This is a genomic window from Leucobacter viscericola (assembly GCF_011299575.1).
Taxonomy (GTDB): domain Bacteria; phylum Actinomycetota; class Actinomycetes; order Actinomycetales; family Microbacteriaceae; genus Leucobacter; species Leucobacter viscericola.
In genome coordinates this window covers 3,510,665-3,522,407 of sequence record NZ_CP049863.1, presented here as the reverse complement: position 1 = coordinate 3,522,407, position 11,743 = coordinate 3,510,665, and the positions used below count along the sequence as shown (strand labels likewise).

Below are 11,743 nucleotides of genomic sequence, written 5' to 3'. Positions count from 1 at the left end.
ATCCAATGATGTATGAACAAGGAGTTTCAATTGTCCATCAAAAAGTACACCAACCCGAGAACAATTTGGATCGCAGTGTTTGTCTCCTGCTTTCTCGGTTTGTTTGTAGACGGCTTCGACCTACAGATGCTGTCGCTCACCCTGCCAAGCCTTCGCGAAGAGTGGGGCCTCTCAAACACGCAGGCTGGACTGCTCGGCACCGCCTCGCTCATGGGTATGGGCATTGGCGGGATCATCGGCGGTAACCTCGCCGATCGTTTTGGCAGAGTGCGCATGGCTGCGGCCATGGTTGTCATTTTTTCGATCGGTTCGTTTCTGCTGGGGTTCACGCAGGAGCCCTGGCAGTTCATGGCAATCCGCTTTATCACCGGCATGGGCCTCGGCGCCGAGTACACCATCTGCATGATGCTGATGGCGGAGTACACAAATGCGAAACGCCGCGGCATCACCATGGGCGCCCTCATGACCGCCTACTCGCTCGGGTACATGTCTGCCGCCCTGCTTTCCGGAGTCATCATCCCGAGCCACGGCTGGCGGTGGATGTACTGGATCGCGATCGTTCCCGTGGTGCTCGCGATCTACATTCGCAGGCACATTCCCGAGCCCGCCGGCTGGGAGCAACGGCGCGAGCAGGCAACACACAGCGGCAAGACGAAGGTTAAGCGGAGCCAGTGGCGCCTCATCTGGGAGAACCGAGTCGCCAGGCGCATGTTCCTGCTGTGGACCATCACCGCCGCGTTCCTGCAGTTTGGTTACTACGGAGTCAACACGTGGCTCCCCTCCTACGTGGCCGGTGACCTCGGTGTCGAGTTCTCGTCAATGACCATCTACGTATCGGGCACGTACATGGCCGGCTTTGCAAGTCGGCTGGTCGGCGGCTGGCTGGCCGACCGTTTCGGACGCCGCTGGATCTTCAGCGGTGGCGGCATCCTGACTGCCGCGCTGCTCCCCGTGATCTACCTGTACCAGAACCCCGACAACATCGTCGCGTTCCTGATTGGCCTTGGCCTCGTCTACGGCATGCCCTACGCCGTCAACGGCACCTACATGAACGAGAGCTTCCCGACGGAACTGCGCGGCACGGCCACGGGAGGTGCGTACAACCTCGGAAGGGTCGGGGCGATGCTCGCTCCCGTAACCATCGGCCTGATCGCCGACTCGTTCAGTGTCGGCCTCGGCCTCGCTGTGCTCGGAATCGGCTACGGGATCGCGGCACTCATTCCGTTCTTCTTCATTCGAGACCGGCTCTACGACCCGAATCGCGCCGACACCGATGAGATCCAGCAGCAAATTGCAGAGGTGAGCACCAGCCCAATCCGAGTGCACGCTGACCCTCGGCCCCACGGCTCCGCCCCAGCGGAGCAGTCAGAACCCGAGCGAGCGTCACGCGGTTAGCCCGCAGCTGCTTCGCTGACGTGCAGCCGCGGTGAGTGCCTAAAACCAGTCCGAGGTGCGGATCTGGCGCATGGCCTCACCGCGGCTTTCGCGGTCCAAGCGAGAAATGTAGAGTTTTCCGTCAAGGTGATCGCACTCGTGCTGCAGCGCCTGGGCGAGCAGTCCCTCACCCGAAATCACGATCTCGTTGCCGTCGAGGTCCATGCCCCGCACGGTCGCCTTCGGGTAGCGCAGCACGTCGAACCAGAGATTTGGCACTGAGAGGCAGCCCTCGCCGGTGAGCTGCGGCTCCCCCTCAAGCGCAACGATCTCGGGGTTGAGCACGTAGCTGACCTTGCCATCGATGTTCAGGCTAAAGGCGCGCTGCGTGTGCCCAATCTGGGTTGCGGCGAGGCCCGCGCGGCCGTCAAAGTCCACCGTCTCGCACAGGTCGTCGACGAGGGCCCGCACGCCGTCATCGACCTCAAGAATGGGGTCGCAGACGGTGCGCAGCACCGGGTCTCCAAAGATGCGGATGTCTCTGACGGCCATGCGGTCTCCTAAGCAATAACGGCGATGAGGTCTCCGGCCTCGACTGCGCGGGTACCGGAGAATGCAACGCGTTCGATCGTACCGCTTACTGGCGCAGTGATGGCGGCCTCCATCTTCATGGCCTCAATCACACCAATCGGCTGCCCAGCTTCTACCGTGTCTCCGGCAGCAACCTTCACGGTCACGGTTCCCGAGAACGGTGCAGGCACGTGGCCCTGGAGCGTACGATCCGCCTTCTCAGCGACCGCCACGGTCACGGCAACCGAGGTGTCTTTCACGAACACCTGCCGCAGCTGGCCGTTCACCCGCACCATCACGGTGCGCACCCCCTTGTCGTCGGCCTCGCCGATGGCTTCGAGCCCAACGTAGAGCCGCACGCCCTTGGCAAGATCGATCGCGTGCTCCGTGCCCGCATCGAGCCCGTACAGGTAGTCGCTGGTTTCGAGCACCGACAAGTTTCCGAAGTGCTCTTTGGACTGCTCGTACTGTTTCGTCGGGCCGGGGAAGAGCAGTCGGTTCAACGTCTGCCGCCGTTCGACGCTGGTCCCGTCGAGAAGTGCCTGATCCTCACCGCTCACCTCGGCGACCTCGATGTTGACCTCTCGACCCGCGAGCACCTTCGTGCGGAACGGCTCGGGCCAGCCACCGGGAATCTCGCCGAGTTCACCCGCAAGAAAGCCAACAACCGAGTCGGGAATGTCGTACTTGCCCGGGTTCTGTTCGAAGTCCTTTGGATCTGCGTCGACCGCGGCTAGGTGCAGTGCAAGATCGCCCACAACCTTCGAGGAGGGTGTGACCTTGGGAATGCGGCCCAGGATCCGATCCGCTGCCGCATACATGTCTTCAATTTTCTCGAAGTTGCCAGCGAGGCCCAGAGCGATTGCCTGCTGCCTCAGGTTCGACAGCTGGCCGCCCGGGATCTCGTGCGTGTATACGCGTCCCGTCGGACTCGGCAGACCCGATTCGAAGGGCTTGTACAGTTCACGGACCGCACCCCAGTAGGGCTCGAGCGCATACACCGCGTCCTGATCAAGGCCGGTGTCACGCTCGGTGTTTGCGAGCGCCGCAACGAGCGACGACATGGAGGGCTGGCTCGTGGTGCCAGACATCGGTGCGGAGGCGACGTCAACAGCGTCGACTCCCGCGGCGCTGGCTGCGAGCAGCGTCGCGAGCTGGCCACCAGGGGTGTCGTGGGTGTGCAGGTGCACCGGCAAATCGAAACGCTCCCGCAACGCCGTTACAAGCTTGCCTGCGGCCGCTGGGCGAAGTAGCCCCGCCATGTCTTTGATCGCGAGCACGTGTGCGCCCGCGTCGACGATCCTGTCCGCGAGCTGCAGGTAGTAGTCGAGCGTGTACTTGTCTTCTCTCGGGTCGAGCAGATTGCCCGTGTACGACATCGCCACCTCGGCGACCGCGGTGCCGGTCTCCCGGACGGCGTCGATCGCGACCCGCATCTGGCCGACATCGTTCAGCGCGTCGAAGATGCGGAAGACGTCAACACCCGTCGCAGCCGCCTCCTTCACGAAAGCCTGGGCGACCTGCTTCGGGTACGGTGTGTAACCAACGGTGTTCTGCCCGCGCAGCAGCATCTGAATCGGAATGTTCGGGAGAGCCTCGCGGAGGGCTGCGAGCCGGTCCCACGGGTCTTCACCCAGAAACCTGAGCGCCACGTCGTAGGTCGCCCCACCCCAGGCCTCAACCGACCACAGCTCGGGCGTCAAACGCGCAACGTACGGTGCAACACGCACCAGGTCGCGTGTGCGCACACGGGTCGCGAGCAGCGACTGGTGCGCGTCGCGGAACGTTGTCTCGGTAACGGCGAGAGCCGTCTGCTGACGAAGCTTGGCTGCGTACTGTTCGGGGCCAAGGTCAAGCAGCTGCTGGCGGCACCCCGAGGGTGCGGGCTGAGTCACGTCGATGGCCGGCAGCTTCAGCCCCGGATCCAGCTGCGCCGGGCGCTGGCCGTTTGGCTGGTTCACGGTCACGTCGGCGATGTGCTGCAAAAGCCTTGTGGCGCGGTCTTTGGGCTTGTTCATCTGCAGCAGCTCGGGTCGCTCCTCGATAAACGAGGTTGAGACGTCGCCCGCGCGGAAGTCGGGATCGGCCAGCACGGCCTGCAGGAACGGAATATTTGTGGCGACCCCGCGAATGCGGAACTCAGCGAGCGCACGCTCCGCGCGGATCACCGCAGACTGGAAGTCCCGGCCACGGCAGGTGAGCTTTGCGAGCATCGAGTCGAAGTGCGGGCTAATCTGCGCACCCGCGTTGATCGTGCCGCCATCCAGGCGGACTCCACCGCCACCCGGCGACCGGTACGCGGTGATGCGCCCGAGGTCGGGGCGGAAACCGTTTGCGGGATCCTCCGTCGTAATGCGGCACTGCAGAGCGGCACCGCGCAGCTGAATCTGATCCTGCAACAACCCGAGCTCCTCGAGCGTCGCGCCAGCCGCGATCCTCATCTGCGCCTGCACGAGATCAACATCGGTGACCTCTTCGGTCACGGTGTGCTCAACCTGGATGCGGGGGTTCATCTCGATGAACACGTGCTGACCGGCACGCTCCCCCTCGGTGTCCATCAAAAACTCAACGGTGCCGGCGTTTTCGTAGCCGATTGACTCGGCAAACGCGACCGCATCGCGTGTCAGTGCGTCCCGCTGCTCCTGCGACAGGTTCGGGGCGGGCGCAATCTCAACGACCTTCTGGTGGCGGCGCTGCACGGAGCAGTCGCGCTCGAACAAGTGGACGGTGGCGCCCGTCTTGTCGGCTAGCACCTGCACCTCGATGTGGCGCGGGCGAAGCACGGCCTGCTCGATGAACATCGTTGCATCACCGAACGCGGACTCTGCCTCGCGCATCGCCGCTTCAAGCGCGTCTTTCAGATCCTCAACCCGCTCAACACGGCGCATGCCGCGCCCACCACCGCCAGCGACGGCCTTGGCGAAGACCGGGAACCCAATTTCTATTGCGCCGGCAATCAGGGCGTCGAGATCTTGTGAGGGTGGAGTCGACTTCAACACGGGCACCCCCGCAGCGATCGCGTGCTCCTTCGCGGCGACCTTATTGCCTGCCATTTCAAGAGCGAGTTTGCCCGGCCCGATGAAGCGAATACCGGCCGCATCGGCTGCCGCTGCGAGCTCGGGGTTTTCTGAGAGAAAACCGTAACCGGGGTAAATCGCGTCGGCGCCCGATTCACGGGCAACTCTCACGATTTCAGAAACGTCAAGGTATGCCCGCACGGGGTGACCCTCAACACCAATCTGATACGCCTCGTCAGCTTTCAGCCGGTGCAGAGAATTTCGATCCTCATACGGAAACACCGCAACAGTGCGGGCTCCGAGCTCATGCGCTGCGCGGAACGCACGGATCGCAATTTCTCCGCGATTAGCAACCAAAACTTTACTGAACATCCAGGAACACCTCTCTGTATTTGCTGTAGTAAACCGGTTGCCCAGACCGTTTCTGTTACTCAAATCAGCGTACACGCTGCGGTTGCGCGAGGCCCAAAGTCGGTGGATTGTTCGGGCTCACACTTCTTTCGGGAAGTTCTTCCGCATGAATCCACTAAACTGAGGGCGTGCATGTATTGAGTGTGAGCTCCCTTAAGGGTGGCGTCGGCAAGACAACAGTGACACTTGGCCTCGCTTCGGCTGCCTTCTCGCGGGGTCTCCGGACCCTCGTCGTCGACTTCGATCCGCAGTCCGACGTCTCAACCGGCCTCGATGTCAACCCTGAGGGTTACGCCAACGTTGCTGACGTGCTGGAGAGCCCCAAGGAAAAGACTGTGCGTGACGCGATCGCACACAGCGGCTGGAACCAGTACCACGAGGGTGGCACGATCGACCTGCTCGTTGGCAGCCCATCGGCCATCAACTTTGACGGCCCCCACCCCTCCGCTCGTGACATCTGGAAGCTCGAAGAAGCGCTCGCCACTGTCGAATCCGAGTACGACCTTGTGCTCGTTGACTGTGCTCCGTCGCTCAACGCCCTGACCCGCACGGCCTGGGCCGCGAGTGATCGTGTATTGATCGTTGCCGAGCCGAGCCTGTTTGCTGTCGCAGCAACGGACCGTGCGCTGCGCGCGATCGAAGAGATCCGTCGCGGCGTGAGCCCGCGCTTGCAGCCCCTCGGTGTGCTCATCAACCGCACCCAGCCGCAGTCAATGGAACACCAGTTCCGCATTCGCGAGCTTCGCGAGATGTTTGGCCCACTCATTCTGAGCCCCCAGCTTCCCGAGCGCCCCTCACTTCAGCAGGCGCAGGGTGCAGCTCGCCCCGTCCACATGTGGCCGGGTGAGGCCTCCCAGGAGATGGCGGCGAACTTCGACACCATCCTTGACCGGATCCTGCGCTCAGCCGGTATGGCTGACGCTGTCGCGTCCGAGTAATACTCGGCGCGAGTCGCTCGCGATACGAGCGGCGTGCCGCACGAGCACCTCGCGATTAGTCGGCCAGTTGCCGACCAACTCACTAAGAAATCTTGCGAGCCTTACGGCGCTGAGCGAGCTCGTCGCTCGCGGCGTGAGCGGGCTCAGCCTGGTCGCGGTGCTCTTCCATGTCTACGAGTGAGGTTTCGACCTCGCGCAGCACCTTGCCGACGGCGATCCCGAACACTCCCTGGCCCTGGCTGACGAGGTCGATGACCTCATCGTTCGAGGTACACAGGTACACACTCGCACCGTCGCTCATGAGGGTGGTCTGCGAAAGATCGTGCACTCCAGCGTCGTGCAGCTGCGCGATAGCCGTGCGGATCTGCTGCAGCGAAATACCTGTGTCGAGCAGGCGCTTGACGAGCTTCAGCACCAGGATGTCGCGGAAGCCGTAGAGGCGCTGCGATCCCGATCCCTGCGCGCCGCGCACGGTCGGCTCAACGAGTCCCGTACGCGCCCAGTAGTCGAGCTGACGGTAGCTAATTCCCGCCGCCTTCGCCGCGGTTGCACCCTTGAATCCACCGTCCTGATTGGGGCGGGGAAGGCCGTCATCAAACAGCAGATCTGAATCAATCGGCTGCTGCGGGTTCTCCATGACGGTCCTTTCTCGGGCGGTGCACCGCACCGAACTCCACTAACGCTACCCACCGCGTGAACCCTGTGCAACGACCTCCGAACAACAATTTGGACGTGTCGCTCTCAAGTTTCACTTGAAGGTTGAAATTACGCGGAAATCGACTCGAATTATTGCCCGCTAAAACGCCTGCGCAACACGCCGGAGCGGACCGTGTCGAGGTAGCCCGCGAGCTCCAACGAGTCCTCGGTACCGAGGGGCGTTCGGCTGTTCACACCGCGTGTCGAAACCGCGTGCGAGATCATCTCCGCTTCCTTCTCAGCAGCGACCCGAAGCGAGCGGAGGTGACGCGGGGTGATCCCCCGCTCAGCCAGCCTCATCAGAGCCGTCAGCTGCGGCACAGCGTCGTGCGGGAAGACCTCGGCCGCGGGCAACAACCCAGCCGCAATTGCCTCGCCGAGAAAGCGAGAGCTCGCACCGGTAACCCGGCGCAGTTCGTCGCTGCTCAGCACCCGCTTGGGGGCGAGCACACTCGAGGCGTTTCGCTGCGAAGCACCCGGAATGATCGGGTCTAGGCCCTGATCCATGTCATCCAAGACTTCTGCAATCACCTTCAGCGGCAGGTAGTGATCCCGCTGCAGGGTAAGGATCAGTCGCAGACGCTCAATATGGGACTGCGAAAACTTGCGGTACCCCGACTTTGTGCGCTCAGGAGTAACGAGACCCTGTTCTTCAAGGAATCGAAGCTTCGACGGCGTGAGATCAGCGAAGTCGTCTTGAAGAGCCGCGAGCACCTGACCGATGCTGAGAAGCCCGCCAGACAGCTTTCGGGCACCAGCAGCCGTCACGCTAGAGCTCTTCCGCGAGATCAAAGCGTGATGCAAAGAAGGTGAAGCGGAACTTGCCCACCTGCACCTCTGCGCCGTCTTCCAGGCGGAGTTCGCCGTCGATGCGCGAGCCGTCGCAGAAGGTTCCGTTCAGCGAGCCGAGATCCGCAACTGAGAATTCCGTGCCACTCCTGCGGAACTCCGCGTGTCGCCTCGAAACGGTGACGTCGTCGAGAAAAATATCGACTGCGGGGTGACGCCCCGCAACAGTGACATCTTGGTCAAGCAAAAAACGAGCACCAAGGTTGGGGCCACGACGCACGACGAGCAGGGCAGCACCGGAGGGCAACGCTTCGACCGCGTCGCGCTCATCAATCGTCAGATCGGTCGCGCGGGCACGAATCATGGACCCCAGGTCATCACGGAACTGCTGGGTAGCCTTTACCTCGGTGCTGTCATCACGACGAATCTGCTTCTCGGAGTCCACGCTCTCACCCGTTTTCTACACTCGCGCCTTCTCGAAACCAATCGGTTCCACGCCCCTACGCTATCGCAGCGAGCACACAACCCGCACCTCGAAGCGCTAAATTCTGTCAGCCACCGGCGTGGCGCGCAGACTTTCCAGGGAAAGCCGTTCTTGAGTCTCCAAAAACTCGTAAACCTCGTGGGAATCAACACCGGGAAACGTGCCGGTCGGCAGCGCCGCAAGCAAACTCGTGGGTGTTGCCGCTTCGGGCCACGCGGCCGCCTGCCACTTTCGTGTGAGTTCGTCAGAGGCACGCCTGCAGCACCGGTCGTCCGGGCAAAAGGACTGTGAGCGATGGGGCGTTTCTCGCCCTCGAAACCACTTCACGTCTTCAAACCGCACCCCAACACTGACCGAGTAGAGACCCTCCTTGGCCTTCTCCACACGCGAGGTGCACCAGTAGGTTCCTCCGCTTGCCATGTCGGTGTACTGGTACCAGGGGTTAAACCGGTCTGGCTGAGAGAAGATTGTGCGCGCGGTCCAGTTGCGGCACACCATTGCCCCCTCGAAGTTGCCGAGTGCATCAGAGGGGAATCGCACACCATCGTTCTCGTAGGCCTTGATGAGGGTTCCCGATTCGTGCGCCTTCATAAAGTGCACTTCAAGCCCCAGCCGCTCAGTGGCGAGGTTGGTGAAGCGGTGGGCGGCCATCTCGTACGACACCCCAAACGCATCGCGCAGATCCTCCATTGAGATCCTGCGCTGCTTCTTCGCTTCCTGAAGCACGTCAACACTCGCCTCTTCGGGCAGCAGAACCGCTCCGGCAAGATAGTTCGCCTCAACTCGCTGCCGCAAGAAGTCCGCGTAGTTTTTGGGCTCCTCGTGACCACACACCACACTTGCGAGCGCGCGCAGAATCGGGGCCCGCGCATCTCGCGACGGCAAGTTGCTGCTCAGATAGATACGCCCGTTTCGCCGATCGATTACGGATCTCGTCGAGTGCGGCACATTCGAGACGTAGTGCAGCTGAAACCCGAGCTTCTCGGCAACGCTAGAGATCATCTGCTGCGAGACCGGGCCGCCACTGTATCCGACGCTATCGAGCAGCTGGGAAGAGGCCTTCTCAAGGTCGGGGTAGTAGTTACCGGCGACCCGCATTTCCGCGCGCAGTTCGGTGTTCGCACGACGGGCCTCTTCGGGGGTGGCAGCGCGCTCGCTGTGCAGCCGCTCAACTTCTTGGTGCAGCCCGAGGATCGCCCGCAGCGTTTCGTCACTCGTGGCCTTTGAGACGCGCACCGGCTGGATGCCGAGCGAGCGAAACACTGCGCCACGCTGCGCGCGCTCCACCGAAATCTCGAGCGCAGCCCTCTCGTTCGGAGCCTCGTCAGCCAGCAGTTCGTCGACGGTCACCCCGAGAGCCGCGGCGAGCGCACGCAGTAGCGGCAGCCTGGGCTCACGTTTGCCGTTCTCTATCGCAGAGAGCTGCGACGGTGCGCGATCCACCGCCGCGGCGAGCTGCTCAAGCGTCAGCCCGAGCGCAATGCGGCGCTCACGTACCTGGCGTCCGAGGGTCAGGGCGTCGGTGCCGTTCTCGGGTTCGGCGACCGGTCCGGCGGTTTCGAGAATCGTCATGTCACCATGCTGCCAGAGCCGAAATTTTCTAGCAAGCAGAAATATCGCGAATCTTCACCCCCTTTTCAGTCACCTCGACCCCAAATCGACCCAGCAAGATAGAAGTACACCAGATTTCCAACTCCGTCTCGCCCAATCAGGCGAGACCCCAACCAACACTTCTCACACAAAGGATCAGGACTATGACCATCACGCAGGCGGCCCCGCAGCAGATGCAGACCGCCACCCCCGCACAGGATCGCACTCGCTCACCACGCATGGAGGTGCTCGGGCCGCAGCTCGACCGCTTCGACGAGATTCTCACACCCGAGGCGCTGCAGTTTCTCACCGAGCTCCATCACCGCTTTGCGAGCACACGCCACGAGCGTCTTGCAGATCGCCAGCGTCGGCGCTACGAGATTGGCAACGGTCGCGATCCGAAGTTCCGTGAAGACACCCGCCAGATTCGCGAAGACGCGAACTGGAAGGTTGCGGGGGCGGGCCCGGGCCTTGAGGATCGTCGTGTCGAGATCACGGGTCCCACCGACCCGAAGATGACCATCAACGCTATGAACTCCGGGGCACGCGTGTGGCTTGCTGACCAGGAGGATGCAACAAGCCCGACCTGGCGTAACGTCATCGGCGGTCAGCTGTCACTGTTTGACGCGATCCGCGAGCAGCTCAGCTTCACGAGTCCAGAAGGCAAGGAGTACCGCGTCACCGCAGAGCGCACTCCCACCATCGTGATGCGGCCCCGTGGCTGGCACCTGGTCGAGAAGCACATCCGCTTCACCGACGTGCAAGGCCAGTCGGGTGCCGCCTCGGGCAGCCTCGTTGATTTCGGCCTCTACGCCTTCCACAATGCCCGCGAGCTTGTGGCCCGTGGCCGCGGTCCCTACTTCTACATCGCCAAGCTCGAGTCAAGCGAAGAGGCGAAGCTGTGGGACGACATCTTTACTTTCACCGAGCAGACCCTCGGCCTTGCCCACGGCACAATCCGCGCGACCGTGCTCATCGAGACGCTGCCGGCAGCGTTTGAGATGGAGGAGATCCTCTACGTGATGCGGGATCACATCGCCGGCCTCAACGCGGGTCGCTGGGACTACATCTTCTCGATCATCAAGAACTACCGCGGCCGCGGCGCCAGGTTTGTACTGCCGGATCGCAGCGAGGTCACGATGACCGTGCCGTTCATGCGGGCCTACACCGAGCTGCTCGTGAAGACCTGCCACAAGCGCGGCGCACACGCCATCGGCGGTATGAGCGCGTTCATTCCGAACCGCCGCGATCCCGAGGTCACCGCACGCGCCGAAGAGAAGGTGCGCGCCGACAAGAACCGCGAGGCCAACGACGGTTTTGACGGCACCTGGGTGGCTCACCCCGACCTCATCTCGGTCGCGCAGGCCGAGTTCGACGCGGTACTCGGGGATCGTCCCAACCAGATCGAGCGTCAGCGCGATGACGTGCACGTCACCGCCGCAGAACTGCTCGACGTGCACATCGGCCGCGACGTCACAGACGCGGGTGTGCGCGACAACGTGTCGATCGGGCTCCGCTACATCGAGGCGTGGCTGCGCGGCCTGGGAGCCGTGGCGATCGACAACCTCATGGAGGATGCCGCCACCGCCGAGATCAGCCGCTCGCAGATCTGGCAGTGGATCCACCAGGATCAGACCACAGCCGAGGGCACCCGCATCACCCGCGAATGGGTGGCCGAGGTGCTGCAGGAGACGCTCGACTCCTTCGAACGCTTTGAGGGTGATCGCTACAACGACGCGGCCGAGCTCTTCGCCGATGTCGCACTTGGCGATGACTTCCCGACATTCCTCACGGTTCCGGCCTACAGCCGCTACCTCGTGGACGCCTAGGGGCATAGACGCGTAAGGCAAAACAGTGCGGCCCGGATCCTTCAC

General features: G+C 62.7%; 9 protein-coding genes. 3 read left to right on the top strand and 6 right to left on the bottom strand.

What is annotated here, in order from left to right; genetic code table 11:
- The first annotated feature begins 30 nt into the window (after positions 1-30).
- On the top strand, positions 31-1,395 hold the full coding sequence (locus tag G7068_RS15315) for an MFS transporter (protein WP_205881316.1): 1,365 nt from the start codon (positions 31-33) through the stop codon (positions 1,393-1,395).
- 39 nt (positions 1,396-1,434) lie between these two features.
- Here the strand turns inward: G7068_RS15315 and def are convergent, their stop codons facing one another.
- Together def and G7068_RS15305 are read right to left on the bottom strand one after the other, a co-directional pair.
- Positions 1,435-1,926 carry a peptide deformylase gene (gene def / locus G7068_RS15310; RefSeq protein ID WP_166292754.1) on the bottom strand — a complete coding sequence of 164 codons (492 nt, stop codon included), beginning with the start codon at positions 1,924-1,926 and terminating at the stop codon, positions 1,435-1,437.
- A gap of 8 nt (positions 1,927-1,934) precedes the next feature.
- Positions 1,935-5,333 (bottom strand): pyruvate carboxylase, encoded by a 3,399-nt coding sequence (locus tag G7068_RS15305; protein ID WP_166292753.1) that lies wholly within the window; start codon positions 5,331-5,333, stop codon positions 1,935-1,937.
- A gap of 167 nt (positions 5,334-5,500) precedes the next feature.
- Between G7068_RS15305 and G7068_RS15300 the strand changes: the two genes are divergently transcribed.
- Entirely contained in the window at positions 5,501-6,310 is an 810-nt protein-coding gene (locus G7068_RS15300; protein ID WP_166292752.1) for a ParA family protein, read from the top strand.
- 82 nt (positions 6,311-6,392) lie between these two features.
- Here G7068_RS15300 and G7068_RS15295 read toward each other — a convergent pair whose 3' ends face one another.
- The 4 genes from G7068_RS15295 to G7068_RS15280 form a co-directional block, all read right to left on the bottom strand.
- Positions 6,393-6,947, bottom strand: coding sequence for a MerR family transcriptional regulator (locus tag G7068_RS15295; RefSeq protein ID WP_166292751.1), 555 nt, complete (start codon positions 6,945-6,947; stop codon positions 6,393-6,395).
- Positions 6,948-7,096: 149 nt separating this feature from the next.
- Complete coding sequence (ftsR, locus tag G7068_RS15290) at positions 7,097-7,774, bottom strand: transcriptional regulator FtsR (RefSeq protein WP_166292750.1); 678 nt, start codon at positions 7,772-7,774, stop codon at positions 7,097-7,099.
- A gap of 1 nt (position 7,775) precedes the next feature.
- Positions 7,776-8,240 (bottom strand): FHA domain-containing protein, encoded by a 465-nt coding sequence (locus tag G7068_RS15285; RefSeq protein ID WP_166292749.1) that lies wholly within the window; start codon positions 8,238-8,240, stop codon positions 7,776-7,778.
- 96 nt (positions 8,241-8,336) lie between these two features.
- On the bottom strand, positions 8,337-9,851 hold the full coding sequence (locus G7068_RS15280; RefSeq protein WP_166292748.1) for an XRE family transcriptional regulator: 1,515 nt from the start codon (positions 9,849-9,851) through the stop codon (positions 8,337-8,339).
- Between the two features lie 182 nt (positions 9,852-10,033).
- On the opposite strand from G7068_RS15280, the gene aceB reads away from it, so the two are divergent.
- Positions 10,034-11,698, top strand: coding sequence for a malate synthase A (aceB, locus tag G7068_RS15275; protein ID WP_425280482.1), 1,665 nt, complete (start codon positions 10,034-10,036; stop codon positions 11,696-11,698).
- The last annotated feature ends 45 nt before the right edge of the window (positions 11,699-11,743 follow it).

Excerpts from the sequence above, each read along its gene's own strand:
- def (WP_166292754.1), bottom strand. The coding sequence starts at position 1,926 with ATGGCCGTCAGAGACATCCGCATCTTTGGAGACCCGGTGCTGCGCACC.
- G7068_RS15305 (WP_166292753.1), bottom strand. The coding sequence starts at position 5,333 with ATGTTCAGTAAAGTTTTGGTTGCTAATCGCGGAGAAATTGCGATCCGT.
- G7068_RS15295 (WP_166292751.1), bottom strand. The coding sequence starts at position 6,947 with ATGGAGAACCCGCAGCAGCCGATTGATTCAGATCTGCTGTTTGATGAC.
- G7068_RS15280 (WP_166292748.1), bottom strand. The coding sequence starts at position 9,851 with ATGACGATTCTCGAAACCGCCGGACCGGTCGCCGAACCCGAGAACGGC.
- aceB (WP_425280482.1), top strand. The coding sequence starts at position 10,034 with ATGACCATCACGCAGGCGGCCCCGCAGCAGATGCAGACCGCCACCCCC.